This window comes from Streptomyces sp. NBC_01232 (assembly GCF_035989885.1).
GTDB lineage: Bacteria > Actinomycetota > Actinomycetes > Streptomycetales > Streptomycetaceae > Streptomyces.
This window is the reverse complement of record NZ_CP108518.1, coordinates 227,065-252,867: the sequence shown is the minus strand read 5'-3', so window position 1 is coordinate 252,867 and position 25,803 is coordinate 227,065. Positions and strand designations below refer to the sequence as shown.

The following is a 25,803-nucleotide window of genomic DNA, read 5'->3' as shown; positions in this document are numbered from 1 at the left end:
ACGGCAGGCACAGCACCGTACGCAACGTCCCCTGCGCACCCACTGGCTGTTGCTGACCACCCTCGTGCTCACCCTTTCGGCGGCGCTGCTCCTCCAGGGCTACACCCAGCACCTGTTCGACTCCACCCCCGACGGGGCTCACCGTGAGCAAGGCCCGGGGACGTCCGTGCCGGCGGGGATCAGCTCCGGCGGGCCGGTGATCGAGGGGGAGGCGGCCCGCACCGCTGCCCCGGCGGCCCGCACGATCGCTCTGACCTTCGACGACGGCCCCGACCCCGTCTGGACCCCGAAGATCCTCGACGTGCTGCGCCGCAACGCCGTGCCCGCGACCTTCTTCACCGTCGGCACCCGGGTCGCCGAGAATCCCGACCTCGCCCGCCGGATCGTCGACGAGGGCCACCAGATCGGCCTGCACAGCTTCACCCACACCGATCTCGGCGCCGCGTCCGCCTGGCGGCGTTCCCTGGAACTGCGCGAGACCCAACTCGTCATCGCCGGCGCCACCGGCGTCACCACGCCGCTGCTGCGCCCGCCGTACTCCTCCACCGCCAAGGCGCTCGACGACGCCGACTGGAGCGCCGTCGTCCAGGCCGGGCAGGAGGGGTACCTGACCATCCTGACGACCCTGGACAGCGAGGACTGGCGACGCCCGGGCGTAGAACAGATCGTCGCCGGCGCCACCCCCAAGGACACCTCCGGGCAGATCGTGCTCCTGCACGATTCAGGCGGAGACCGCACGCAGACAGTCGCCGCGCTCGAACAGCTCGTGCCGCGGCTGAAGGCCTCCGGCTGGACGTTCGCCACGGTGGGCGATGCGGTCGCACTCCGGGGGGCCGTGCAGCCCGCCGCGACCACAGACCGGTGGCAGGGCCTCGCCCTGATCACCGCGATCCGTACCAGTGACTGGATCCTCGAAGCCCTCTCGTGGCTGCTGTGGGCAGCGGGCGCGATCAGCCTGCTGCGTGCGGTCGCCGTCTTCGTTGCCGCACGCCGGCACGTACGGATGCGCCGAAAGCCCTGGGGAGCTCCGGTCACCGAACCCGTGAGCGTCATCGTCCCCGCCTACAACGAGAGCGCCGGCATCGAGGCGGCCGTCCGCTCCCTCGTGGCCTCCGACCATCAACTCGAGGTCATCGTCGTCGACGACGGCTCCACGGACGGCACCGCCGACATCGTCGAAGCCCTCCGGTTGCCCGGCGTACGGGTCATCCGGCAGCAGAACGCCGGAAAGCCGGCCGCCCTCAACACGGGTATCGCGGCCGCCTCCTGCAATCTGCTCGTCATGGTCGACGGCGACACCGTCTTCGAACCGGACGCCGTCCGCATGCTCGTCCAGCCCTTCGCCCACCGCCGGGTGGGCGCGGTCTCCGGCAACGCCAAGGTGATCAACCGGGGAGGGCTGCTCGGACGCTGGCAGCACATCGAGTACGTCGTCGGCTTCAACCTGGACCGCCGCCTGTTCGACCTCGCCGAGTGCATGCCCACCGTGCCGGGCGCCGTCGGCGCGTTCCGCCGAGAGGCACTGCTGCGGGTCGGCGGTGTCAGCGACACCACACTCGCCGAGGACACCGACCTCACCATGGCCCTGTGCCGGGACGGCTGGCGCGTTGTCTACGAGGAGCGGGCCAAAGCCTGGACGGAAGCGCCCGCCTCGCTCGGTGCCCTGTGGAAGCAGCGCTACCGGTGGTGCTACGGCACCCTCCAGGCCATGTGGAAGCATCGGGGCGCCCTCGCCCAGCGGGGGCAGGCCGGCAAGCTCGGGCGACGCGGTCTGGTCTACCTGCTGATGTTCCAGGTCCTGCTGCCCCTGCTCGCACCCATCGTGGACGTCTTCGCCGTCTACGGCCTGGTCTTCCTCGACCCCCTGCGCATCCTCGGCCTGTGGACGGCGTTCCTGCTCCTCCAGGTCCTGATGGGCCTGTACGCGTTCCGCCTGGACGGGGAGCGGCCGGGCCCGCTGTGGAGCCTGCCGCTGCAACAGTTCGTCTACCGCCAGCTCATGTACCTGGTGGTGATCCAGTCCGTCTTCACCGCCGTCGCCGGCTCCAGACTGCGCTGGCAGCGGATGGAGGGCTACGGCAGCCTGCAGGCACCCGCCACCCCCTCCGAGCCGCTGATTGCGGTGCCGCCCCGGCCCTCCGACCCTTCGTACGGCCGCCCGCCCGCGCCCGGGGCGCCGCAGGTTGCCGGGGCCTGGGACGGTCCCGCGGGCGAGCCGCACAGCGGCTACGAGGCGGACCCCGCCTGGGCGCCCCATGACTCGGCACCGATCCCGCACAGCCCGCAGGACCACATCTGGCCCTCTCAGGTCCACCGCGACCTGTAGTCCGCAGTCCGCAGTCCGCAGTCCGCAGTCCACAGTCCGCCGGAAGCGGCGGAAGCCCCGGCGGGCCCGCCGGGGCGAGGTACCACTCCCCGGACGCGGTGTGCACCGAGTCCGGGGAAGGGCCCGGCCGTTACTGGACGCCGGGGATCTGCCGGGCCTTGAACGCGGCACGCACGGCATCCGCAGCGTTCGCGCCGTACATCCGCTGGGCGGTCGAAACCGTCGTCAGGGCCGCGTCCTTGAAGGACGTGTCCGGCGCGAAACCGAACTGGGCGTTGACAATGATGCGGTCAGCGGTCCGGGAGCCCAGGGCGTTGCGGATGTCGAAGAGGGCGCGGGACCAGATCTCCCCGTCCGCGTGGACCTCGCCCTCCAGGTCGGCGTACACCTTGTTCCCGTCGATGCGGCGCAGGCAGTGCGGGGCCTCGCTGTAGGAGGCCGCGTCCCAGTCGGCGACGCAGGCCAGGTCGGCCCGCCGCGGCCAGCCGTATGCGGCGTCCGCATGGGCGCCGACCTCGACCGCCAGGTAGTCACCGAAGGCCTCGCCTATCGCGCCGGCCTCGGGAGAGGAGCCGAAGCCGGGGACCTGCGCGTTGTGCACCGCGTGGCCGTACTCGTGGACGATCACCTCGGCGTCCTCGGCGTCGTCGACCCCGCCCTTGCCGAAGCGGATCTCGTCCTTCTTGTCGGTGAAGAAGGAGTTGTCCGCGCCCCACTGGTTGATCCGTACGGGCTGCACCCGGTCGTTGGCGCCCCGCAGCTCGGTGCCGAAGCCCAGGGACTGGAGGTACTCCTGCGTCTCGTTGACCCAGAAGTAGGCCATGACCTGCTCGAACCGGTCGTCGTGACGGGTGTACCCGGCGGCCTCGCCGGTCCTGGCCGAGGGGCCGGTGTCCGAGCGTACGGAGGCCCAGCGGCCGTGGAGTCCGCCGCCGCCGTCCAGGTTGCGCAGCGCGGCCAGGGCGTACGCGGTGGCGGGGACGGCGGAATCGGCGTCCTTGCCGTCGGTGAGTGCCTGGTCGCCCGTGGCCTGGACGGGGTTGACCATGAAGATCCGGCCCTGCGGCGCGGTGGAGTCGGCCGTCGGGGCCGAGGACTGTGCGGTGGCCGGGCCGGCGAGCGAGAAGAGCGCCACGGTGGCGGTGGCCGCGGCGAGCATGCCGCGGGGTGTGCGGCGGGTCATGGACATCCTCCGGGGTGGGAAGGCGTGGTGGGGAAGGAAAAACGGGTGGGGCGGGCGTGATCCTCGCCCACCAGCACCCGGATTGAACAGACCCTGACAAGGTCCGGATCGGCCCCACCTGCCCGGCCGCCCCCGGGCCGCCCGCCGGACACGCCGCCGTGCCCACCGCCGAAGGCGTACGAACCGCTCCTGATGCCCCGACAACTCGTCGGCCCCACACGGCGATTACCGGACCGCATGCCGATTGTGGGCCGCGTCACCTACCGCCAGAGTGGCCCGCCTCACGTCGGGACACCCAGCACGAGCGGAAGAGGACGACATGTCCAACGGTTCCACCGGCACCCCCCGATCCACCCCGGCGGCCCGCCCCGCAGGCGAGGTCCAGCGCCTCAAGGCCAACTCCGTCGGCCTGGTCGGCGTCGTCTTCATGGCCGTCGCCACCGCCGCCCCCATCACCGCCATGACCGGCAATCTCCCCATCGCGGTCGGCTTCGGCAACGGAACCGGCGCCCCCGCCGGGTACCTCTTCGCCACCGTCGTCCTCACCGTCTTCGCGGTCGGCTACGTGGCCATGGCCAAGCGCATCACCGCCGCGGGCGCCTTCTACGGGTACATCTCCCACGGACTCGGCCGGATCGCCGGCATGGCCTCCGGCATGCTCGCCGTCCTCGCGTACGTCGTCTTCGAGGCCTCGATCGTCGGCGTCTTCTCCTACTTCGCCCGCACCACGGTCCAGGACCAGCTCGGCGTCGACCTCCCCTGGGTGCTGTACGCGGCCGGGATGCTCGCCGTCACCGCCGGCCTCGCCCACTTCGACATCAACCTGACCGCCAAGGCACTCGGCGTGATGCTGGTCGCCGAGATCGCGGTCCTGTTCGCCGTCGCCACCGCCGTACTGCTCTCCGGCGGCGGCCCCGGCGGGATCCCCCTCGAGCCGGTCGACCCCCGGAACGCCTTCACCGGTACCTCCGCCGGCCTCGGCCTCTTCTTCGCTTTCTGGTCCTGGGTCGGCTTCGAGTCCACCGCCATGTACGGCGAGGAGTCCCGCGACCCCAAGCGGGTCATTCCCAAGGCCACGCTCATCTCCGTCGTCGGAGTCGGCCTCTTCTACATCTACGTCTCCTGGATGACCATCGCCGGCAACGGCCTGACCGGGTCCGTGGAACTGTCCGCCTCCGCCAACCCCCTCGACCTCTTCTTCGCCCCCACCCGGCACTTCATCGGCGCATGGGCCGTGGACGCCTTCCAATGGCTTCTGCTCACCGGCTCGTTCGCCTGCGGGATGGCCTTCCACCAGTGCGCCGCCCGCTACCTGTACGCCATCGGCCGCGAGCGCTTCCTGCACCCGGCGCTCGGCCGGACCCACCCGCGCCACGGCTCCCCGCACGTCGCCTCCGTCGTCCAGACCGTCATCGCGGTGACCCTGGTCGCAGGTTTCTGGCTCACCGGCCAGGACCCGTACCTGCACCTGTACACGCTGCTGGCGATCCTGGGCACCATGGCGATCCTGATCGTCCAGACCCTGTGCTCCTTCGCCGTCATCGGCTACTTCCGCCGCAACCACCCCGAGGACCGGCACTGGTTCAGGACCTTCACCGCGCCCCTGCTCGGTGGGATCGCGATGACCGCCGTCGTGGTCCTGCTTGTCGTCAACATGGAGACCGCGGCCGGTGCCGCCGCCGACTCCGTCTTCTTCAAGCTGATCCCCTGGATCGTCGGCGCCGTCTTCTTCGGCGGACTGGGCCTCGGCCTGTGGCTGAAGGCCAAGGCGCCCGAGCGCTACGAGGTCATCGGCCGCATCGTCCTGGAGGACGCCGCCGAGCGTGCCGACGACGGCACCGCCCCCGGTTCCGACGGCACCACCGGCCTGTCCCCGTTCCGTGCGGACGTCTGATCCACGTACACCTGATCCACGAACGCCCGGCCCGCAGTCGCCCACCCCGCGAAGGAGTCCCCGCCATGGCCCGTACGCCCCTCATGCACGCACTCCGCCGGCTCACCGCCGAACACGCCTCCGCCCACCGCCTGCGTCTGCCCGTCGCCGACGTGCGCGGCCTCGGCCGCCGGGAGCTGATGCGGCGGGCGGCCGCCCTCGGCCTCGGCACCGCCGTGGCGGGCGTCGCCGCCGCCCCGGCCCGCGCCGCCACCCCCGCCCCCGACGGCAAAAGGCCCCAACGGGCCCGCGTCGCGGTGGTCGGTGCGGGCATCGCCGGCCTCACCGCCGCCCTCACCCTCCAGGACGCGGGCATCCCGTGCACCGTCTACGAAGCCAACCCCGACCGCGTCGGCGGCCGGATGTGGACGCAGCGCGACCACTGGGCGTACGGGCAGACCTCCGAGGTGGGCGGCGAACTGATCGACACCAGCCACAAGAAGATGTTGGAGCTCTGCCGCCGCTTCGGCCTCCCGACCGAGGACTTCCTCGGCGGCGGCCCCAACGGGGCCGAGGAGGTCCTGTGGTTCAACGGCACCTACTACTCCCGCACCCGGGCCGACGAGGACTTCAAGGCCGTCTACCAGCAGCTGCACCGTGACCTCCAGGACTCCGGCGAGGTGTCCTGGAACTCCACCACCCCCGTCGGCACGGCCCTGGACAACATGACCCTTTACGAGTGGATCGAGAGCCGGGTCCCCGGCGGGCACGACTCGCCGCTCGGCCGCTTCATCGACGTGGCCTACAACGTCGAGTACGGGGCCGACACCACCGACCAGTCCGCCCTCGCCCTGGTCCTGCTGATGGGCTACCAGCCCAACCCCGGTAACTTCAACGTCTGGGGCCTGTCCAACGAGCGCTACCACATCGTCGGCGGCAACGACCAGCTGCCGAACGCCATTGCCGCGGCCCTGCCTTCCGGTTCGATCGTCATGGGCCGCCGGCTGGTCGCCGTGCGCGCCGACACCGGCGGCACCCAGACCCTCACCTTCGACGACTCCGGCGCCACCCGCACGGTCGTGGCCGACCACACCGTCCTGTGCCTGCCGCTGCCGGTCCTCCAGGGCGCCGACACCTCGGCGGCCGGTTTCGACCCCCTCATGAAGAACTTGCTGCGCGACGCCCGGATGGGCGCCTGCACCAAGCTCAACATGCAGTTCACCGGCCGCCCGTGGCGCGGCACCGGCCCCTGGCCCGGCGTGTCGGCGGGCGACTGCTTCACTGACTCCGAGGTCCAGCAGACCTGGGACACCACCAAGCTCCAGCCCGGCACCGGCGGCATCCTGCTCCAGTACGGCGGCGGGACCCTGGCGCGCGCCCTGACCCCCGGCACACCGTTCGCCACCGAGTCCGACCCGTACGTGCGGCGGCTCACCGACCGCACGCTGACCGGGATCGACGCGTTCTTCCCCCGCACCAAGGCCGCATGGACGGGGCGGGCCCAGCTCTCCGCATGGCACCGCAACCCGTACTCGCTGGGCGCGTACTCGTACTGGCCGACCGGCTACCTGCACCGGTACGCGAAGTACGAGGGCACCGCGCAGGGCAACGTCCACCTCTCCGGCGAGCACTGCAGCTACGACTTCCAGGGCTTCATGGAGGGCGGTGCCACCGAGGGCGAACGGGCGGCGCGAGAGGTGATCGCCGCCCTCACCTGAGTCGGCGGACCACGGGCGTGCCCCTGCGGGGGCGGTGGTGTGCGTGTGAGCGGGTGGTCATTGCTGACTGCCTTGTGAATGGTGCTCGTCCCGGGGGGAGGGCTGACCTGGGCTGTGCTGGGTGGCATGACGGTTGGGTCGGGTCCTGCTACGCCCGGGGATGCTCCGCGCCTGTACCCGCTCGCGGTGCTCTCGGACTGCGTCGTCTGCCCCAGCCCCGGCGCCTCCCCGCTGGACTTCCTCCCGTACGCCGCGTCGGGCAAGCCGCTGATGGGCGGCTTCCGCCTCGGCCCCACCCCCGGTCTGGCGAAGCTGGAAGGGGTGCAGGAGATGGCGTGGGCGGTGGACCCGATGGAGAGGGGCCTCAACCCGGCCCGCCACATCAAGGGCGGCGACGCCGTCCTCGACGACGGCGAATAGCACCGGACCGTGGCCTGCGGCCCCCGTGACGCAGTGGATCGGCCGGGGTGACGGCCAGGGGGAGGGACAGGCCTTGGTCAGCGGCTGCGGCTTGGAGCGCTGAGGCGAGGCTGCCGTGGGCGGCCACGTCCGGGTAGAGGACGGCGGGGTCTGGTTCGCGACTCATGATGTTCCGATCTCCCTCCCCGTGTGGCGCGCCGAGGCGGCCAGGGGTGGGCGTTGAAAGGGGAGGCAGAAGGCCTGCGGTGATGCAAGGCCCTCACTCACGGACGGCAGCGCGATCCACGCTGCCCGGTCGAGGACGCGGGCGCGGCTCACCACGGGGTGAGGGATCAGACACCCCCGGCCGGTCGGTGAGGCCTTGGACGAGCCCTTTCATTCCAGCGTCGTGCGACCGTGCACTGCAGTTGGCCCCTCAGGTCGAGTCCGGAGGCTCGTCAAGAGAATGGGAGCGTGCCGGCCATCGTCGACATCCTGGCCTGGAAGGACTCACGGGACACTGTGGAGATCGTCCGCAGCCATCGTGCACACCGAGCGCGTCGAACGCCTTCGTCGGCCAGGCGCTCGACTTCGGCGATCACGCGCCGTCCCCCCGGGACGCCCTTGCGGGCTCCTTCGCCGATGTCGGTGACGTCGACGCCGACATCGGCGAAGGCCGCGAGCACCCACCGTCGTGAACCGGTGCCGTGTCTGCCGTAATTCCCGGACCCGGTAACGGTACGCGGCAGTCGCGAGTCATACGAGCGGTGGGGTCTGGCCACTGTTGAAGATCCGATCGAGGTGGTGGTGGAGTACCGCGACGGCCGACTCCGCGCTCCGCTGGCCCACGAGGATGCTGGTGCCCATGGCCGCCGTTACGGCGAGCAGGCTGATCGCCTCAATGCGCGCGTCGGCGCCGGAGTCGGCGAGGCCGCTCTCCTGCGCCTGCCGGAGCAGTCTGGCGACGGCGTTCTCCGCGGCGTCGGGATTGTCGATGAACGGCTGGGCGGCGAGTGCTCCGTCGGTCACGGACAGGATCGAGTACGAGCTGTACAGGAGGTGGAAGGTCCGGCTCTCCTCGTCGGTCGGCAGGGATGCCAGCAGCAGCGCCTCGATCGTCACGCGGGGGCCCGGGTCGGGGCCGGCGGCGGCCAGTCGGGCGCCCACGCGGGCGGTGAAGCGGTCGGTCAGGTGCTGGAGTCCGTAGAAGAGCAGCTTCTCTTTGGTCTCGAAGTAGTACTGGACGAGCCGGAGGGATACGCCGGCCCCGGCGGCCACGTCGCGCATGCCGACGGCGTGCAGCCCTCGACGCCCCGCGACTTGGATGAGCGCTTCGGCGATCTGGGTGCGCCGTTCTTCGTGGTCCACGCGTTTTGGCATCAGTGCTGTCTCCGGGCGTGGGTGGGGTGGGTGTTCAGGGCACAGTCCGGCTCGGTCATCTTCATGGTACCGCCGTATCAACAATATGGTACCTTCGTATCACGAAGAATCGATCTTCCTGGAGGTGCCCCGTGCCCGAGAACACGACCCGAGTACGCCGCGACATCGGTCACTACGTGGATGACGAGCTGCGCGACCGGTACTTCGCCACTTGCGACGTCCTCTACGCGAAGGGCGCGCCCGTCCGCTCCGAGACGGACGTCGAGACGAGCTTCGGCACCACCCACGTCTACCGGTACGGCCCCGCCGACTCGGCAGCCGAGTCACGCACGCCCGTGGTCCTGATACACGGGTCGGGAGGCTGCTCCGCCCAGTGGTACCCCAACACCCTTGCCCTCAGCGCCGAGCGCCCCGTCTACGCCCTCGACACTCCCGGCGACCCCGGCCGCAGCGTCCAGCGTGAGCCCATGTGGCAGCCCGAGCGCGCGGCTCAGTGGATGGACGAGGCCCTCGACGCGCTGGGCCTCGACAAGGTCCACCTGGTCGGTTCCTCGTACGGCGGCTGGCTGGTCATCAACCAGGCCCACCTTCGGCCCGGCCGGCTCGCCTCGGTCACCGCCCTCGACCCGGGCGGCCTGGAGAAGGTCGGCCTCCGCTTCTTCGTATGGATCTTCGCCAGCCTCTTCGCCACCTACGCCCCCAAGGCGTGGCGGCCCCGCCTCGCCAAGTGGCTGGAGCAGCCGGTGATCATCGTCCCCGAGCTCCGCGCGATGATCCAGGCCAGCGTGAAGGCCTTCAAGATCCGCCGCCCGGCCCCGCTGCCGCTGTCGGACAATGAACTGGGATCCATCCGGACGCCGTTCTACCTGATCATGGGCAAGCGCAGCCTGCTCGTACACCCCAAGCAGCAGCTGGAACGCGTACCGCGCCTGATCCCCGGCGCCCGCGCCGAGATTGTCGCCGCCACCGGCCACGGCCCGCAGATCGACCACCCCGACCTGGTCAACGCCCGGATGCTGGGCTTCATGGAGGACATCGACTCCCTCGACCCGTCGGCGGCACGGGGCACCACAGACGCGTAGCCACGAGGGCCGTGAACGCGAACTGTCCAACAGGGCACAGCAGAAGTTCGACAGGCACCGCACCCTGATCTTTACCCCGACCGGACCGTGCGGCCCGGTCCTGGTGCAGACCCGGCGCGGATCACTGATCCAGGACCGGTTCCCCGATCTCGTCGCGGCCGTCGAACAGCAGCTGCCGGACGGCCTGGTCCTGGACGGTGAGCTGCTGGTGTGGGATCCGGAGGCGGGCCCGGCCGTCGTTTGAGGGGTTGCAGCGCCGGGCCGCCGCCCGCCGCCGCGGGCCCCTGTCCTGGACGCCCGGTGGCTGGCCTGCTTCATCGCGTTCGATGTCTTGCAGGCCGAGAGCGTCGAGCTGGTCACCCTGCCTTACAAGGAACACCGCTGGCATCTGGAGGTCCTGTTCGCAACCCCTGCCCTGAGTTTGTCACTTTAAGGTTCGGCGTCGAACGGCGTCTCGAACGTGATTGGCGCTCCGCGGTTTGCGGGTCGGCACGATGACCTTCGCGGGCACATATGAAGAGGTGATGGTGTTGATCATGGATATAGATTCAGTGGTCGTGCGACAGCGCGTGGAGGATCTGGATGCGGCTGTGCCCTTCTACGAGGAGTTGACTGGAAGCAGCGCATCGCGGTTCTCCTTTGCCGAGGTCACCCTGGCAAGCGTCGGACCTTTCCTCCTGTTTGCCGGGCCCGATGAGGCGGTGCAGCGCGTCGCGGGCGTGACGGCGACCCTCACCTTCGCCGACCTGGACGCCGCAGTAGAGGCGGCGGAGGCGGGAGGAGCCGAAATCGTGATGCCCATTCAGCCCACCCCGAACGGCCGCCGTGCGGTGCTGCGGCACCCGTACGGCGGCGTCTTCGAGTACGTCGGCCCCTGACGTTGTTGTTCCGCTCGTCGTCTCATCCCACGACGTGGCTGGGTGCCCTGCTCGTGGTGGCTGGGGCGTGAGTACGGCTCGCCGGTTTTGAGGACTTTGCCGACCTCGTGAATGGCACCCTGAGCAGTTGCCCGGTTGGAGGAGATCCACCGAACCTACTCGTCCGGCTGCAGGAGGCCATGGAACGGGGCGGGCTCGGCAGGGTTTCGTCGCGATCGAGGCCAGACGCACCACCGTCCACCGCGGCATGCCAGACTCCCGTGGCGTCGTCGCGCGCATCGGCTCCGAGCGGCGAAACGGGGATACCAAGCCGCAGCCCTGAGGACTGCAACGAGGGCCTGACCGCGTTCCACTGTTCCAGGTTCGCCACCGCGATCAAGCCCGAGCTGGCCGAGCTGGCCGCCGTCCCTGACGTCTCCGACGACGAGCGTGGCCGGGGCTGAGAGGCATGCTGGGCACCTCCGCCTCGGCGAGCAGGTAGGCAATAGCCAGCACGAACGGCCGGGCATTGGGCCCGATCTGGCCTCCCCATGAGCGTCGGAAGTTGGCGCCGCTGGTGTCGATCAGGTCCACCCAGTCATCTGCTGACCAGCCCCAGAAGGCCCGGCGAAGCTCGCCGCAGCGGACCAGTACCAGACCGGCCGCGTCCCGCGCGAACCGCTGCTGGTGACGGTCGTCCGGCGGCCCGTGCAAGCTGGCCAGAGCATCCGCCAACGGCCGCACCAACCGCGCGATCGGCCGAAGAGACGCCACGCGAGGCTGAGGCCGTCGCGCCGGAGCTGATCAATGCCGAGTGCAAGAAGTGCTTCTGTCTCAGCCTCAGTGAGCACCACGCGACGGTCATAGCGTGCAAGGTCGACGGGCGATGCCCAGGTCGGACGGGTTGTCGACCCCGCCGTTCTCGGTTGGGCGATCACTCGGATACCGCCTCGGGTCAGCATGTCCACGCGCCAGGAATGGATCTGCTGCATACCCCGGTTCAGCTTCTCCGCCAGGTCGCGGCCCGAGAGGTGGATGTAGGCCAGCGTCGACTCGGTGCTGCGGTGTCCGGCGAAGGAGGCGATGGCGTGCAGTTCCCAATCCATCCTGGCCAGGTCGGTCAAGTCTGGGCCGACTCCGCTTACGCCGGCCAGCTCGTCGACTGGGCCAAGAAATACCTCCGGCTGACCGTGAAGACCGTCAGCCGGCCCAAGGACGCCACTGGATTCGTCGTCCTGCCCCGCCGCTGGGTCGTCGTACGCAGCCTGTCGTGGATCACGCAAGCCCGGCGCCACGCGAGAGACTACGAACGACTTGTCCAGCACAGCGAAGCCCTCATCACCTGGGCCGCGATCACCCTCATGACCCGACGCATCACCCGTCGCACCAGTGGGTGGACCAAGCAGACCTGCACCGCGCGGTGACCGCTGCAGCAATCACTGCCACGCTTAAAGCGGCTGGCCCGTATAGGCATCGAGACCCGCTCTTCTGCGTTCCCGTGCCACGGAACGGTGCACGAACCCGCTGTCCGCCGATGTCACATCGATGCTGATGGGGTAGACGGGGAAGTCGTTCAGAAGGAGCCTGCGCAAGAACTCTGCCATGCCGCACGGGTAGACCGTGAAAACTTCCTCCGTGTGACGCCCGCAGACCAGGACGGGCCATTCATCCGGGTCTGAATCGGCGGTCAGCCAACACAGGATGTCCGCGCCTCCAGTCACGCCCCACGCGAGAATGTGGGCGGGATCAACGTCCAAGACCTCTCGACCACCCTCCACCTCCCAGATATCGCGGGCGGTCTCCGTTTCCTCGTCGAACGCCTCGGACAAGGGCTCGTAGATACCGACGTGGCGGGTGAGGGTGCCAGCGCCATACACGGACATGAAGGCCACGAAGTCGCTGGGGAAGCGTGACTCCCACTTCGCTTCGGCTGCAACCCAGTCGACGCCCTCGTCAACGCCGAAGTCCGTTGGCAAGGCATCCGACAACCCTGCCATCAGTGCTTCGTGCTCCACCGCGACCCTCCAGTCAAAGAGCAGGAATCCTACAGGTCGCGGTCCTTGCAGGTCAGGGATCAGAAACACGCACTCATGGCGAGCGCCATCGGTTCCGCATCCCTCCGTACGCACTACGTGGCACTGCGCGGATTTCCGGGTTCGGCCTTCCTGGGCCGGAGATGGTTGAGCCGCTTGCGGATGTGCTCCACCTGCTTGCGGTGGCCGGCGTTGGTGGCCAGGCCCTCGGCGAGGGTGATCGCCTCGGTGAAGGGGTAGCGGGCATTGGGCAGATGTCTCGCAAACTTAAGGTTTCCAGCGATCGCGCAGACGGCGTCGTGGATCCCCCCGATGACCGCGACCCGGGTGCTTGCGCGTCCGACAAGGCTGATCACCCGGTCGAATTGTTCGGTAGCCGCGTACAGGGCGGCCAGCGTGCGCAGCGCGTTCTGGGTCGGCGTAGACGGGTCGATCGCCGCCGCGACCCGCTCGTACAGGCTGTCGAAGTCGTCGGTGTCGAGGCTGTAGGAGAGCAGCGCCCAGCGTGCACCGTCGGCCGGGGCGACCCGGTGGTAGCCGCGACCATGCTCAGGGGAGGCCAGCTCGCTGACGATGGTGTCGAGGATCGGCGTGATGTCGGTGTGCCTGTGGCTGTTGCGGACCATGTGCATGGCGGCGTGACGAACGGCCAGTTCTTCCTGTCCGAGGCCGTCGAAGAGCGCGAGCAGGCATGGCACCGACAGCGGGAGGCGAAGATCGATGCGGTGGACCTCCGACGGCGCTACCTGCCGGAGGCGTCGAATAAGGTCCGGATCGTCGGTGCGGCACGCGTGGATCAGCAGGGCATTGGTGATGTTGTGGCGGTTGTCCCCGCCCAGATGGGCGGGCTCGGTCGGCTCGTTGATGAATGCCTGCGGGTCGCCGAGCAGGTCGACCAGCTTGTCGCTGTCATCAGGGGCGATCGCCCCTCCGGCGTGCACCGCCCTGACGACGCCGCGCGCTTGGTCGCGCACATAAAGCGCGCTCGGGCCGCCATACCCCTCGAGCAGCAACTCATCGGCAAACACGCATTCGGAAGCGGGCAAGGAGCTGGTCACTGCATGACCCTACGGCATGGGAATCAAGCCGACCTTCGCAAGCACTACCGCACCCGGGTCCCGCTTCAGGGAGGCGAGCAGCGCGGTGCCGTCCTCATTGCCTTCAGCCACCATCGCCGGCAGCCGACCGACGCACACCTCACCGAGACGCCCGATGGTCCGCGCGCAGGATCCGCGGAGCGCCCTGCCCGCCGACTCCCCGCTCCGGCCGCTGCGCCTGCGCCCGCCGCGCCGCCGGTTCGGGGGAGGCCGCCGATCCGTGGGCTGCGCCCGCGAGCACGGATGTGAAGCGGGCCCGGGGCCCGCTGACGGAGGGCCTGACGGTTCTCCGCGATCTCGACCTCGGTGACTTGGCCCGTGCCCTGGAGCAACTGAAGGGCACCCGGCCGCGTACTCGCAGATGGTGTCGCTGGTCATGCACATCCTGCCGGAGCGGGAAGGGGGCCTCCTGGTCGGTTCACGTCAGTGGCCGCGCCGACGACTCCTGCCACAGCCGCCGCACAGAAGCGGCGCTCCGCTCAGGCGCTCGCTCGCCAGGAGGGTGGCCAACTGGCCCGTTCCGCGATGACCGCACCCGGCACTTGCAGGCTCGCCCGCGCCTTTTCGTAAAAGGCCCGACGAGCGGTCCTGTAAGCGCTGTACGCCTGTTCCCATGTAGCGGTCTCTGTTGTCGGCCGGCCTTGTGCCAGCCATTCGAGATGCCAAACCGCGTCGTTGAGCTCCCGAACCGCCTCGGCTGTGTCCGGATCGGCCAGCAGGCGCAGGGGCTCGGTCATGGCCGCGCGTCGCCACTCTGCCTTGGCAGCCTCTGCCAGGGCGTCGCCTGTCGTTGCAACGGGAGTGGGGTCCTCAGTCAAGCCCCGGTGAGCAGCCAGCCGTTGGTAGAGGACTACGCAGTCCTTGACCGCCTGGCCATAGTCGCTGTAGGCCTGCAGGAGCAGCCCGTCCCATCGTGCCCCTTGTTCCCGTCGCCAACGGCTGCGTTCGTGCAGCGTCCCGACGGTGTACGACATGACTGCGCCTACCACGACGCCGATCAGGGTCGATAGCTGATCAACCACGGATCTTCCCCCTAGCTAGACAGGCCCTTACGACTGGCAATCCCCAGTTGGCGGCGCGTCCACTCGGCACGGTTGTCCTGAGTTGGCAAGCGATCGGATCTGCTGGGCCGAGGCTATTCGGCTTCTACGAGCCGAGCCCTGGTGGGCAAGGGCAGATCGATTCTGAGTCCGGAACCGCCTTCGGCGGACCCGCGCACGCGGGGCGGGGTGGGACGAGGAGGCGTCCAGCCGGTGCCGTCTCTGGCGAGTGGCGTGGTGCAGGCAACCATTGCGCCCCGTGGATGCCCAGATCGGCGAGAAGGTCGAGCTGGGTCTGGTCGAGCCTGTCGTGCCTGGCCTTGGTGGTGCTGATCCAGATTCCGAGCTTCACGGCGTGCTCGTCGCCGTCGATGTTCATGGTCTCGACGTGTCCCCTGGGGAGGTTCAAAGAGCGCCGTCAACTGAGACTCTTTGAAATTGGCCAGAGCTGCTCCTTTTCCTCACTTGTTCCAGTTCTGAACGATGTGGATCTGGGTGAGGGTGGGGAGCATGAGCGAGTGGCTACTCGTCCGAGCCCGCAGCCGACGGCGATACCTCGAGGACGAAGAAGAGGAAGCAGGTTTTGGTCGAAAGGGCATGGAAGTCGTCGGGGAGCAGCTCACGGGCGACTGGGTCGGGCTGCGGCTCGCTGATGGCGGAAAGACGGAAGCCGGCGGCGGTGAAGGCATCAGTCATCGCGTGCAATGGATTGCGCCAGAACCTCATCGGGACGGACTGCCCGTTGAACGTCCAGTCGAAGGTATAGCTGGTGGTCGCAAAGTAGTCGGGCCGAGGATCCTGGATCGTGTAGGCCACGAACGGGTGGTCCACCGACGCGATCAGCCGGCCGCCGGGCCTGAGCACTCGCTGTAACTCGGCCAGTGTCGGCCCTCAGTCCTCCAGTTAGTGCAGCATCAGCGACGCGACCACGTCGTCGAACGCACCGTCGGCGTAAGGCAGGCGGTCGCTCAGGTCGACCACGTGCAGGGCCACGTCGTCATCCAGCCTCCGCCTGGCCAACGCCAGCTTCCCGGCGCTGGAGTCGATGCCGGTGACGACCGCACCGCGGTCGCGTAGTGCAGCGGACAGGGAGCCCGAGCCGCAGCCGGCGTCCAGGATCCGGCGGCCGGCCACGTCTTTGGCGAGGGCCAACATCGCGGGCCGATCGGACACGAGATCGCGGACGCGCTCGGCATTCTGCTCAAGCGCACGACTCGCACGCGCCTGCACCAGCAGCTCACGGACGGCATGGGGGAGGCGTTCGACGAGCTGACCTACCCGGTGCTCAGCGCCCTGGCCCGGACCGGCCCCCTCAGTGCGGCCGACCTCGCTCAGGTCGCGGGGGTCAACCGTTCCGGCGTCACCCGCCGGGCCTCCCGGCTGGAGGCCGCCGGCCTCGTCCGCCGTGAGCCGGACCCCGCCGACCGGCGCGCGCACCTCCTCGTCCTCACCGAGGAGGGCCGGCTCGTCGTGGCCGAGCTGCGGACGCGCTTGGCCGACCGGATCACGGAGAGCCTGTCCTCGTGGCCCCCGGGCGAGGCCGAGACCTTCGCCCGCCACCTGCGCCGCTTCATGGGCGAAGGGCCCTTCGCCTAGATGGAGGGTCAGGCCGTCACGGGGAGCCCGGTGCCGGCCGTCTCTGTCGGCTCTGCCGCATCCGCCGACTTCGCGAGCCGCTCCAGGCTCTCCAGCCGCTTCCGCGTCTGCGGGTCCAGCGGTACGTACGTCACCAGCCTCGGCCCGGTGCTCGGGCCGAGCCACAGGTTGGTGTGCTCCAGGTGCAGCATGCCCACGTGCGCGTTGCGGATGTACTTCGACTTCGCGATCGGGCCGCCGGCCACCTCGTGGCGGGCCCACACCGCCCGGAACTCCGCCGACGCCGCCTCCAGCCGGGCCAGCAGCGTCGTCCACGCGGGCTCCAGCAGGTGCTCGGCCATCGCCGCCCGGAACCTTGCCGCCATGAGCCGGTGCGTACTCGGCAGGTCCACGACCGCCTCCCGCCACTGCGGGTCCGTGAAGGCCAGCCACATGCAGTTGCGGTCCTCCGGCGGCGTGGCGTCCAGGTCGCCCAGCAGCCGCCCGTAGGCGGCGTTGTACGCGAGGATGTCGTACCGGCTGTTCTGCACGCACGCCGGGATGTGGCCCAGCTGGTCCAGCATCGCCCGCACGGCCGGTGTCACGCTGGGGCAGAACGCCGGCGGGGCCGGGTCCAGGCTCCCGGCCAGCGCGAACAGGTGCTCCCGCTCGCTCACGTCGAGCATCAGCGCCCGCGCGACCGCGTCCAGCACCTGCGCCGACACCTGGATGTCGCGCGCCTGTTCCAGCCACGTGTACCAGGTCACGCCCACCGAGGACAGGTGCGCGACCTCCTCGCGGCGCAGCCCCGGGGTCCTGCGGCGCGGCCCGCGCACCAGTCCGACCTGCTCGGGGGTGATCCGCTCGCGGCGGCTGCGCAGGAACTCGGCCAGCTCGTGCCGGCGGACATCGCTTCCAGGGGCCACAGTGGTCATACTGCCAGCCTGCCGCACGGCCCATCCTGTTGCCAGGTAGTCCTGATACCCGGATAAGTGCACTCTGGTACCCGCCCGGCGCCTGCGCGACCGTCGGAGGGTGACTCAAACCCCTCTCCGCAACACCTCTGCGCGCAGCACCCCCGCACGCACCGGCACCGCACGCACCGCCACCGCGTCCGCGCCCCACCTGGGCGGGCTCGGTCTGTTCACCGTTCTCCTGGGCGCGGCCCTGCCCCTGATCGACTTCTTCATCGTCAACGTCGCGCTGCCGTCCATCGAGCACGACCTGTCCGCCGGCCCCGCCCTCCTGGAGCTCGTCGTCGGCGGCTACGGCGTCGCGTACGCCGTCCTGCTCGTCCTGGGCGGGCGCGTCGGCGACAGCCTCGGCCGCCGCCGGCTCTTCCTCATCGGCATGGCCGCCTTCGGCGTCACCTCGCTCGCCTGCGGCCTCGCCCCGAACGCCTGGAGCCTCGTCGCCGCCCGCGTCGCCCAGGGCGCGGCCTCCGCCCTCATGCTGCCGCAGGTGCTCGCCACCATCCAGGCCACCACCGAAGGCCCGCGCCGGGCGCGGGCGTTGAGCCTGTACGGGGCCACCGGCGGCCTGTCCATGGTCGCCGGGCAGATCCTCGGTGGCGTCCTGGTCGCCGCGGACCTCGCCGGAACCGGCTGGCGCGCGGTGTTCCTGGTCAACGTCCCCGTGGTGCTCCTGGGGCTGGTCCTGGCCGTGCGCACCGTGCCGGACACCCGCGCCGGCCGGCCCGCCGGCGTGGACGTACCGGGCACCCTGCTGCTCGCGCTGTCGCTGGTCTCCCTGCTGCTCCCGCTGACCGAGGGGCGGGCCGCCGGCTGGCCGCTGTGGACCTGGGTCTCACTCGCCGTATTCCCCGTCGCCGCCGTGGCGTTCTACTTCACCGAGCGCCGGGCCGACCGCCGCGGCCGTACCCCGCTGGTGCCGCCGAGCCTGCTGAGGCTGGAGTCGCTGCGACGAGGCCTCGCGCTCCTGCTGCCGTTCTCGATCGGGTTCGGCGGCTTCATGTTCGTCCTCGCCGTCACCCTCCAGCAGGGCCTGGAGATGGGCCCGGTGGCGGCGGGCCTGGCGCTGGCGCCGATGGCCGTCGCCTTCTTCGGCGCCTCGCTGGCGGGGCCGCGCCTCGTCACCCGCTTCGGCAGCCGGATAGTCACGGCCGGAGGCGTCATCCAGGCGGCCGGGATCGCCCTCCTGCTGGCCACCCTGCGCCACGGCTGGCCGGACCTCGGCCCCGCCGTGCTCGCGCCGGGCATTGCCCTGGCAGGACTGGGCCAGGGCTTCCAGATGCCCGTACTGATACGTCTGATGCTCTCGGACGTCCCCGCCGACCGGGCCGGGGCGGGCAGCGGCGTCATGATCACGGCCCAGCAGTCCGCCGTGGCGCTCGGGGTCGCCACGCTGGGAAGCCTCTTCCTCGCCCTGATCCCGACGGCGGGCGTCCGCGGGGCGGTGAGCGTCACCCTGCTCGTACAACTCGCCCTGATCGCGCTGACCGTCGTCCTCAGCCTCCGCCTTCCCCGCATGCGCTGAGCGATCCGCATGAGTAGAAGCACCGGGGCGGCTGAGTAGGTACGCCGAGGCGCCGCGCGCGGCCGGCCGGTTCACTGTGATCCATGACCGAGACCAACCGCACGCAGGCGCCGGGCCCGCCCGCACGACGCACGAAGCCGTGCCAGTGGTGCGGGCGCCCGGTGCCTCAGCCCTTCCCGGTGGTGCGCAAGATGCACTGCAACACCCGCCACTGGATCAGCGACGTGCGCGACGGCTTCTGGCGCAGGCTCTGGGACAACCTCTGAGCCGCCCCGCCGGGGACCGCCGTCGGTTCAGCCCGCGGCGAGCAGCGTGAGCGTGTCGATGACGCGGTTCGAGAAGCCCCACTCGTTGTCGTACCAGGCGACCACCTTGACGTGGCGGCCGTCGACACGGGTGAGCTCCGAGTCGAAGATCGACGAGGCGGGGTTGCCCGTGATGTCGGAGGACACGAGCGGGTCGTCCGAGTACTCGAGGACGCCGGCCAGCGGGCCCTGCGCCGCGGCGCGGTAGGCCTCGAGGATCTCCTCGCGCGTCACCTCGCGGGCGACGGTGGTGTTCAGCTCGACGATCGAGCCCACCGGAACCGGCACGCGGATCGAGTCGCCCGACAGCTTGCCGTCGAGCTGCGGCAGCACCAGGCCGATCGCCTTCGCGGCGCCGGTCGAGGTCGGCACGATGTTGACGCCGGCGGCGCGGGCCCGGCGCGGGTCGCGGTGCGGGCCGTCCTGCAGGTTCTGCTCCTGCGTGTAGGCGTGCACCGTGGTCATGAAGCCGTGCTCGATGCCGGCCAGCTCGTCGAGCACGGCGGCCAGCGGGGCGAGCGCGTTGGTGGTGCAGGACGCGTTCGAGACGATCGTGTGCACGGCCGGATCGTAGGCGTCGGTGTTGACACCGAACGCGAGCGTGACGTCGGCACCGTCGGACGGCGCACTGACGAGCACCTTGCGCGCGCCGGCCTTGATGTGGGCGCGGGCGGCCTCGGCCGAGGTGAAGCGGCCGGTCGCCTCCAGGACGAGGTCGACACCGAGCTCGGCCCACGGCAGCTGCTCCGGCTCCCGCTCGGCGAGCACCGTGATGCGGTGGCCGTCGACGACGAGCACGTTCCCCTCGACGGTCACGGGGCGGCCGAGCCGGCCGGACGTGGTGTCGTAGGCGAGCAGCCGCGCGAGGGTGGCGGGCTCGGTGAGGTCGTTGACGGCGACGACCTCGAGGTCGGTGTCGCGCTCGAGGAGCGCGCGCAGCACGTTGCGGCCGATGCGACCGAATCCGTTGATGGCAATGCGAGTCATGAGCGATGTCCCTTTCGTTCGCCATCAGGTTCGCGCCCGCTCACCGTCCGCGACAGCGGCGAGATCGCCATGGTTCGTAAGGATCTCGCCACACGGCTCCCACACGGCTCCCACACCGCTCCCACGCCGCTCGCACACCGGTCCCACCTGGCTGACCTCGAGCTATTCGCCCTGCGTGAACGTGCGCCGGTACTCCGTCGGGGTGGTGCCGAGGATGCGGTGGAAGTGCAGCCGCAGATTCGCACCGGTGCCGAGGCCGACGTCGTCCGCGACCTGCTCCACACTCCGCTCCGAACGTTCCAGCAGCTCGCGGGCCACGTCGATCCGGGCGCGCATCACCCACTGCATGGGCGTGTACCCCGTGTCCTCGGCGAAACGCCGGGAGAACGTACGGGGCGAGACCCCCGCGTGCTGGGCGAGCGCCTCCAGGGTCAGGGGGTCGCCGAGCCGGTGCAGCGCCCACTCGCGGGTTGCGGCGAACCGCTCGCCGAGCGGCTCGGGAACGCTCCGCGGCACGTACTGCGCCTGCCCGCCGCTGCGGTAGGGGGCGGCGACCAGGCGCCGGGCCGCGTGGTTCGAGGCGGCCACGCCGAGGTCGCGGCGCAGGATGTGCAGGCACAGGTCGATGCCGGAAGCGGCGCCGGCCGAGGTCAGGACGCTGCCCTCGTCGACGAACAGCACGTTCTCGTCGAGCCGGATGTGCGGATGTTTCGCGGCGAGGGCGCGCGCGTAGTGCCAGTGGGTCGTGGCGCGCTTGCCGTCGAGCAGGCCCGTGGCGGCGAGCGCGAACGCGCCCGTGGAGATGGCGGCGAGCCGCGCACCCCGGTCGTGCGCGGCGATCAGCGCGTCGATCACGGCCCGGGGAGGGTCCTCACGGTCGGGGAAGCGGTAGCCGGGGACGAAGACGATGTCGGCCCACGCGAGCGCGTCGAGCCCGTGCGTGACGTGGTACGACAGACCGTCCCCGCCGGTCACGAGGCCGGGCGCCGCGCCGCACACCCGTACCTCGTACGGCATGCTCGCGCGGGTCGTGAACACCTGCGCGGGGATACCGACGTCGAGGGGCTTGGCGCCCTCGAGGACGAGGACGGCGACACGGTGAAGGCGGGAGGGCGGCACGGGATTCAGGGTACGGCGAGCCGACTGCCACCCCGCGAGCGGATCGCAGGTCAGCGCACCGAACGGGAGCACCGAACGGGTCTGCGGGCGGCGGGGCCGGGAGGGAACGGCCGTCACCGCCCGCCTCCGCACCGGAATACCGGACCTGGCCCATGCGTACGGACGGGGACTCGCCATGCACTACGCGCCCGACGCCCTCACCCTCTGCGCCCTGGATCCGGCCGACGCCCGCCGCTCCGCCCGCTGGGACATCGCCCTCGTCGTCCTCGTCCTCCTCATCGGCGCGGCGGCTGCCGTCGCGGGTGTGGTCCTGCCGTGAGCCCCGGAGCGGCCGTGTCACAGCCGCCCGGCGATGAGGTCCAGGTCCCCCCGGGTGAAGCCCGGACCGTCTGCGCCGTCCGGTGCGAACGACTCGATGACGGCCTGGATGACCGGAGCCTCGTCCGTGCCGTCCACCTCGGTCAACTGCACGTTGTAGAAGACCATCCGGCCGTCCACGTCCTCGTTGGAGATCTCCAGGACCTCGTCGAGCCAGTCGTCCGCCTTCACCACGTTGCCCAGGGTGCGGTCCAGCTCGCGCAGACAGCTGCGCCCGATTCCCGGAAGCAGCGTCGCGGCGAGGGCGGTGGCATCGGCGAACGTGCGTACGCCGGGCCAGAAGGTGTTGATCGGGCGGGGCCGGGACGCGTCCGTGAAGTCGAAGAACGTGAGCGTGTGGCGCACGCACACGTGGTGCACGTTCTTCTCGGCCGCGGTCAGCGTCAGGGTGACCCTCCGCCCGCTCACGGTGGCACGGACCGTGGCCGTGGCGGCAGCCGTCGCCGAACCGGCGTACGCCGCGATCGACGGCGCGTTCACCCGGGCCGCTGCGAAGAGCCGCAGTCCCTGCTCGGTCGTCGGGAACGGTGTGAGCCCCTTGCGCAGGTTCTGCTTGGTCGTGGCGTCGAACAGCCACTGCTCGCGCAGGGGCGGGTACAGCACCCGCCCACCGCGTGCGACCCGTTCGGCGGCTATGTGCGCGCTCTGCAGGTGCCCGTGCAGGGTGGTCCAGAGCGCGGCGTCGTACACACCGCGCCCGTTGTCGGCCTCCGCGGCGTTCAGCCAGGCGGTCTCCAGGGCCTTGAGCGCGAGCGACACGGCGTCCATCCGGCGGGTGCCCGGACCGTCCGGCACCGGCTCGGTGTCGGGGTCGAAGTTCATGCCCGGGTCGTTGGCCGGGCTCTGCGGCCCCAGCGACACCATCAGCGGCAGGTTCCACAGCAGGCGGTGCGGGTTGGGGCTGCCGCCGTGCCCCGCCATGGCCACGGCGCGGGCGACGTCCTCCCCGGCCACCGACCAGCACAGGTTCCAGAACGCCCGCGCCGCATCCTGCACCTGTCGGTTCTTGGAGTTCCAGGCCGGGGTGACCTGTTCGGCCATCGAGCTGAGCCGTTCCTTCGAGATCTTGTGGTGCAGTGCACCGGATTTCCACTCGGTGGGCAGCGCGTACGCCTGCTTGCCGTCGTTCAGCGGCCCCACGGCCCACTTGTTCTTGTCCGGGACCTCCCGGGCGGTGCTCGGTGGTGGCGCCGGCCTGCCCGCCACTGGAGACGTCGTCATGGCACTCCCTTCGCGGCCCACCGAGCGCGGGCCGCGCTCATCTTCGGGTTCCCCGCGAGCGGCCGTCCACCGGTTCCGGTGCATTGGGGCGGACGGAAACGGAGCCCCGCGCAAGCCCTGCCGCAAGCGCCCCGGACGCCCCACCCACCACGCCCGGTGACGATCCGGGAGGCCGTTTCCCGCGCCGGAAAACCGCGGGCCGCTCAGGGGCACCGGCCGCTACGATCGGGGCCTCATCCGATCATGGCGGTCCCACGGAGGCACCGATGACACTGGCCCCTGCGTGGACACCCGCCCACCCCGAACGGCTTGAGAACGGGCATCCGTTCCGCCAGTGGAAGACCTGGCGCATCCCCGGTACCGATCTCACCCTCTCCGGGTACTCGCGCGCCAACGACAAGACGTTCTTCCACATACCGGAACTGCGCTGTGCGCTCGACGCCGGGCTGGCGGAAGGACGCCAGCCCGAAACCGTCTTCCTCACCCACACCCACCACGACCACTCCAAGGACCTCGACTACCTCGCCGCCAGACCCGACGGCGTCGACATCCACCTGCCGACCGCCGCGGTCCCGTACGTGGAGACCTTTCTGCGGTCCTCCGCGGAGCTGAACCACGGCGCCGCCTACGACCCCGTCCTCGCCGAGGGCTGCCGGCTCCACGGCGTGCGCGGCGGCGACGAGTTCACCTTCGGACGCCGCGGCCACCACGTACGGGTGGTGGAGTGCGTCCACAAGGTGCCGTGCGTGGGGTACGCGTTCTCCGAGCGCCGCAAGGCGCTGCTGCCCGAGTACGAGGAACTGCGGCGCGACCTCGCGGAACAGGGCCGGGGCGCGGAGTTCGGCCGGACCCTCGCCCAGCGCCGAAAGGAGGGGGCCGAGGTCGAACGAGAGGTGCTCAAGCCTTTGTTCGCCTTCCTCGGCGACACCCACGTGAGCGTCTTCGAGGACAACCCGTGGCTGTTCGAGTATCCGGTGGTCATCACCGAGTGCACCTTCCTCGACGACACCGAGCTGGAGCGGGCTGACCGGGTCGGACACACCGTGTGGAGCCGGTTGAAGCCCGTTGTCGAGGCACACCCCGACACCCTCTTCGTCCTCACCCACTTCAGCCTGCGCCACTCGGACCAGGACGTCCTCGACTTCTTCCGCGACGAGCGACCCGAGAACGTGCTGCTGTGGGCGCACCCGGAGAGCCGGCTGCCCGAACAGCACCAGCACGGCTGACCGGCCCGCGGGCTCAGACCCCGGCCAGCGCGTCCCGCAGCCGCCTTGCCTCCTTCAGCAGCCGGGAAGAACCGGGTCGCCCGGCGAGAGCGGTGACCTCGGGCAGCTCACCGCGCGCACCCGACAGCCGGGCCGAGTTCGCCGAGACGGCCAGCAACGCCCCGTGCACCTGCGGCCGGGTGCAGGCCAGAAGCCCCGGGAGAGCAGTGGTCAGCACCGCCCAGACCGCCCCGGCGCCTTGCGGCGCGACGGTCGCCGCCCGCAGCGACTCGGTCAGCAGGGGCACCTTCAGCGTGCCCAGCCCCACGAGTTCGGTCAGCTCCCGGCCCAGCAGTTCTCCGTCCAGCCGGCCCCGAGCGGCCAGCAGGACCAGCGCCCGCACCGCGGCCTCCCGGTCCTGCTCGGGGACGGACGCGAGCCCGTAGGCGAGGGCCAGGTGCACGGCGGGTCCCGCCGGGCCGTCGGTCGTCGCGAGCGCCTGCAGAAAGGAGGGGGAGCCGCTGCCGTCCTGATCGGCGGCCGACGCGACCCCCGTCAGCAGCCGGGCCGCGGCTATCTCCGGATGCCAGGGCAGGGTCGCAACCGTGTGGGCGTTCCGGTAGTCCGGCATCGACCAGTGCGGACAGGAGAGGTGCGGCTCGAACTTGCGGAACAGCGACCAGAAGGACCGGGGGAACGCGCCCCGGCCCTCGATCGCCTCGTGCCCCACATAGATCCTGCGGCCGATCCGTGCTCCCCGACGCCTGCTGGGCCGCTCGGGCTCACCGGCTTCGCGCTCCCGCCACCACACAGGCCGGGGGAGACCGCCCTGCCGCAGCCAGGCGGCCACCCGGGCCCCCTCCTCCAGCTCCAACCCCTCCGCGGCCCGCACCGCTTCGGGATCCACCGGGCCGCCACAGCGCAGCAGGGCCTGGCCGAGATCGGCCGGCCCGGGCCGGACGCCGAGGCGCTCGTACTCCGCGAGCCGCGCGACCAGATCGCACGGTTCCACCGCGCCCGTCGGCCCGCTCGGGACGGACAGCAGGAACGGAACGTGATCACCGGCCCGCAACCGCGCCGCGACCTCGCCCACGCGCGCCCCGGCTATGTAGTCCAGCGCCACGTGCTGGCACAGTTCGAGCCAGTCCGCCCCGACCTTCTCCCAGGACGTCTGCGCCTGCACCGGCTCGACCGCGGCGCCGACCACACCCCCGAGGGACTGCACCTGCGAGTGCGGCTTCAGCCTGAACGCGCGCGGGACGGATCCCAGCGCGGTGGCCAGTGCCTCCCGGTCCCGGTAGCCGTGACTCACCACGGCGTTGAGCAGCCGTTCGAACGACTCCACGCCGGGGTCACGGCGTTCTGCCAGCACGGCCGCGACCTCGTCGGCGAGCGCACCCAGTGACGGTACGGAAAATTCCCCCTTGATCATGTGACCAGGCTAGACGGCCCCACTGACAGCACCGCCGAAGGCCGGGCGCGGCGCCCATACACGGCCGTACGCACGCCGCCCCGGCCCGGAGCCGCCG

General features: G+C 70.7%; 24 protein-coding genes and 3 pseudogenes. 15 read left to right on the top strand and 12 right to left on the bottom strand.

All coding sequences use genetic code 11. The features are described from left to right. The first annotated feature begins 46 nt into the window (after nt 1-46). Nucleotides 47-2,326, top strand: coding sequence for a bifunctional polysaccharide deacetylase/glycosyltransferase family 2 protein (locus OG444_RS01205; protein ID WP_442810736.1), 2,280 nt, complete (start codon nt 47-49; stop codon nt 2,324-2,326). Between the two features lie 130 nt (nt 2,327-2,456). Here the strand turns inward: OG444_RS01205 and OG444_RS01200 are convergent, their stop codons facing one another. Beyond that, complete coding sequence (locus tag OG444_RS01200) at nt 2,457-3,509, bottom strand: M4 family metallopeptidase (protein ID WP_327260264.1); 1,053 nt, start codon at nt 3,507-3,509, stop codon at nt 2,457-2,459. Between the two features lie 319 nt (nt 3,510-3,828). On the opposite strand from OG444_RS01200, the gene OG444_RS01195 reads away from it, so the two are divergent. The 3 genes and pseudogenes from OG444_RS01195 to OG444_RS01185 form a co-directional block, all read left to right on the top strand. After that, nucleotides 3,829-5,403 (top strand): APC family permease, encoded by a 1,575-nt coding sequence (locus OG444_RS01195; RefSeq protein WP_327260263.1) that lies wholly within the window; start codon nt 3,829-3,831, stop codon nt 5,401-5,403. 65 nt (nt 5,404-5,468) lie between these two features. Then, nucleotides 5,469-7,100, top strand: a complete 1,632-nt coding sequence (locus tag OG444_RS01190; protein WP_327260262.1) for a flavin monoamine oxidase family protein — start codon at nt 5,469-5,471, stop codon at nt 7,098-7,100. A gap of 171 nt (nt 7,101-7,271) precedes the next feature. Beyond that, nucleotides 7,272-7,520: pseudogene (locus OG444_RS01185) on the top strand (telomere-associated protein Tap); the annotation flags it as partial. Nucleotides 7,521-8,255: 735 nt separating this feature from the next. Here the strand turns inward: OG444_RS01185 and OG444_RS01180 are convergent. Beyond that, a complete protein-coding gene (locus tag OG444_RS01180; protein WP_327260261.1) occupies nt 8,256-8,879 on the bottom strand; it encodes a TetR/AcrR family transcriptional regulator in 624 nt (207 codons plus the stop codon). 131 nt (nt 8,880-9,010) lie between these two features. Between OG444_RS01180 and OG444_RS01175 the strand changes: the two genes are divergently transcribed. The 4 genes from OG444_RS01175 to OG444_RS01160 all read left to right on the top strand — a co-directional run bounded on the left by OG444_RS01175 (nt 9,011) and on the right by OG444_RS01160 (nt 11,282). Continuing rightward, a complete protein-coding gene (locus OG444_RS01175; RefSeq protein WP_327260260.1) occupies nt 9,011-9,961 on the top strand; it encodes an alpha/beta fold hydrolase in 951 nt (316 codons plus the stop codon). Nucleotides 9,962-10,064: 103 nt separating this feature from the next. Next, nucleotides 10,065-10,205 (top strand): hypothetical protein, encoded by a 141-nt coding sequence (locus OG444_RS01170; protein WP_327260259.1) that lies wholly within the window; start codon nt 10,065-10,067, stop codon nt 10,203-10,205. Between the two features lie 250 nt (nt 10,206-10,455). Next, nucleotides 10,456-10,839 carry a VOC family protein gene (locus OG444_RS01165; protein WP_327260258.1) on the top strand — a complete coding sequence of 128 codons (384 nt, stop codon included), beginning with the start codon at nt 10,456-10,458 and terminating at the stop codon, nt 10,837-10,839. 260 nt (nt 10,840-11,099) lie between these two features. Beyond that, the gene (locus tag OG444_RS01160) at nt 11,100-11,282 is read left to right on the top strand and encodes a hypothetical protein (RefSeq protein WP_327260257.1); all 183 of its coding nucleotides are present in this window, start codon (nt 11,100-11,102) and stop codon (nt 11,280-11,282) included. Nucleotides 11,283-11,402: 120 nt separating this feature from the next. Here the strand turns inward: OG444_RS01160 and OG444_RS01155 are convergent, their stop codons facing one another. Further along, a complete protein-coding gene (locus tag OG444_RS01155) occupies nt 11,403-11,924 on the bottom strand; it encodes a hypothetical protein (RefSeq protein ID WP_327260256.1) in 522 nt (173 codons plus the stop codon). On the opposite strand from OG444_RS01155, the pseudogene OG444_RS40690 reads away from it, so the two are divergent. Continuing rightward, nucleotides 11,922-12,224 (top strand): annotated as a pseudogene (locus OG444_RS40690) (transposase); the annotation flags it as partial. The gene OG444_RS01155 and the pseudogene OG444_RS40690 overlap by 3 nt on opposite strands. Nucleotides 12,225-12,266: 42 nt before the next feature. On the opposite strand, the gene OG444_RS01145 reads toward OG444_RS40690, so the two are convergent. The 3 genes from OG444_RS01145 to OG444_RS01135 all read right to left on the bottom strand — a co-directional run bounded on the left by OG444_RS01145 (nt 12,267) and on the right by OG444_RS01135 (nt 14,970). Beyond that, the gene (locus OG444_RS01145; protein WP_327260255.1) at nt 12,267-12,833 is read right to left on the bottom strand and encodes an SMI1/KNR4 family protein; all 567 of its coding nucleotides are present in this window, start codon (nt 12,831-12,833) and stop codon (nt 12,267-12,269) included. Between the two features lie 113 nt (nt 12,834-12,946). Continuing rightward, nucleotides 12,947-13,909, bottom strand: a complete 963-nt coding sequence (locus tag OG444_RS01140) for a hypothetical protein (protein WP_327260254.1) — start codon at nt 13,907-13,909, stop codon at nt 12,947-12,949. Between the two features lie 518 nt (nt 13,910-14,427). Then, nucleotides 14,428-14,970, bottom strand: coding sequence for a hypothetical protein (locus OG444_RS01135; RefSeq protein WP_327260253.1), 543 nt, complete (start codon nt 14,968-14,970; stop codon nt 14,428-14,430). A gap of 277 nt (nt 14,971-15,247) precedes the next feature. On the opposite strand from OG444_RS01135, the gene OG444_RS01130 reads away from it, so the two are divergent. Next, entirely contained in the window at nt 15,248-15,424 is a 177-nt protein-coding gene (locus OG444_RS01130; protein WP_327260252.1) for a hypothetical protein, read from the top strand. Between the two features lie 86 nt (nt 15,425-15,510). Here the strand turns inward: OG444_RS01130 and OG444_RS01125 are convergent. Next, nucleotides 15,511-16,155 (bottom strand): annotated as a pseudogene (locus OG444_RS01125) (class I SAM-dependent methyltransferase); the annotation flags it as partial. Here OG444_RS01125 and OG444_RS01120 point away from each other — a divergent pair. Continuing rightward, complete coding sequence (locus OG444_RS01120; RefSeq protein ID WP_327266625.1) at nt 16,153-16,584, top strand: MarR family winged helix-turn-helix transcriptional regulator; 432 nt, start codon at nt 16,153-16,155, stop codon at nt 16,582-16,584. The pseudogene OG444_RS01125 and the gene OG444_RS01120 sit on opposite strands and share 3 nt — an antisense overlap. Nucleotides 16,585-16,592: 8 nt before the next feature. Here the strand turns inward: OG444_RS01120 and OG444_RS01115 are convergent, their stop codons facing one another. After that, nucleotides 16,593-17,498 (bottom strand): helix-turn-helix transcriptional regulator, encoded by a 906-nt coding sequence (locus OG444_RS01115; RefSeq protein ID WP_327260251.1) that lies wholly within the window; start codon nt 17,496-17,498, stop codon nt 16,593-16,595. Nucleotides 17,499-17,688: 190 nt separating this feature from the next. Here OG444_RS01115 and OG444_RS01110 point away from each other — a divergent pair, with 190 nt between their 5' ends. Beyond that, nucleotides 17,689-19,059 (top strand): MFS transporter, encoded by a 1,371-nt coding sequence (locus OG444_RS01110; protein ID WP_327266624.1) that lies wholly within the window; start codon nt 17,689-17,691, stop codon nt 19,057-19,059. A gap of 83 nt (nt 19,060-19,142) precedes the next feature. Next, nucleotides 19,143-19,325 (top strand): hypothetical protein, encoded by a 183-nt coding sequence (locus OG444_RS01105; RefSeq protein ID WP_327260250.1) that lies wholly within the window; start codon nt 19,143-19,145, stop codon nt 19,323-19,325. 27 nt (nt 19,326-19,352) lie between these two features. Here OG444_RS01105 and gap read toward each other — a convergent pair whose 3' ends face one another. After that, the gene (gene gap, locus OG444_RS01100; protein ID WP_327260249.1) at nt 19,353-20,351 is read right to left on the bottom strand and encodes a type I glyceraldehyde-3-phosphate dehydrogenase; all 999 of its coding nucleotides are present in this window, start codon (nt 20,349-20,351) and stop codon (nt 19,353-19,355) included. Between the two features lie 162 nt (nt 20,352-20,513). Further along, complete coding sequence (locus OG444_RS01095; RefSeq protein WP_327260248.1) at nt 20,514-21,470, bottom strand: GlxA family transcriptional regulator; 957 nt, start codon at nt 21,468-21,470, stop codon at nt 20,514-20,516. 175 nt (nt 21,471-21,645) lie between these two features. Here OG444_RS01095 and OG444_RS01090 point away from each other — a divergent pair, with 175 nt between their 5' ends. Next, a complete protein-coding gene (locus OG444_RS01090) occupies nt 21,646-21,789 on the top strand; it encodes a hypothetical protein (protein WP_327260247.1) in 144 nt (47 codons plus the stop codon). Nucleotides 21,790-21,806: 17 nt separating this feature from the next. Here OG444_RS01090 and OG444_RS01085 read toward each other — a convergent pair whose 3' ends face one another. Continuing rightward, a complete protein-coding gene (locus OG444_RS01085; protein ID WP_327260246.1) occupies nt 21,807-23,069 on the bottom strand; it encodes a hypothetical protein in 1,263 nt (420 codons plus the stop codon). Nucleotides 23,070-23,335: 266 nt separating this feature from the next. Between OG444_RS01085 and OG444_RS01080 the strand changes: the two genes are divergently transcribed. After that, complete coding sequence (locus OG444_RS01080; RefSeq protein WP_327260245.1) at nt 23,336-24,295, top strand: MBL fold metallo-hydrolase; 960 nt, start codon at nt 23,336-23,338, stop codon at nt 24,293-24,295. Nucleotides 24,296-24,308: 13 nt separating this feature from the next. On the opposite strand, the gene OG444_RS01075 is transcribed toward OG444_RS01080, so the two are convergent. Next, nucleotides 24,309-25,706, bottom strand: a complete 1,398-nt coding sequence (locus OG444_RS01075) for a hypothetical protein (protein ID WP_327260244.1) — start codon at nt 25,704-25,706, stop codon at nt 24,309-24,311. Nucleotides 25,707-25,803 lie beyond the last annotated feature (97 nt).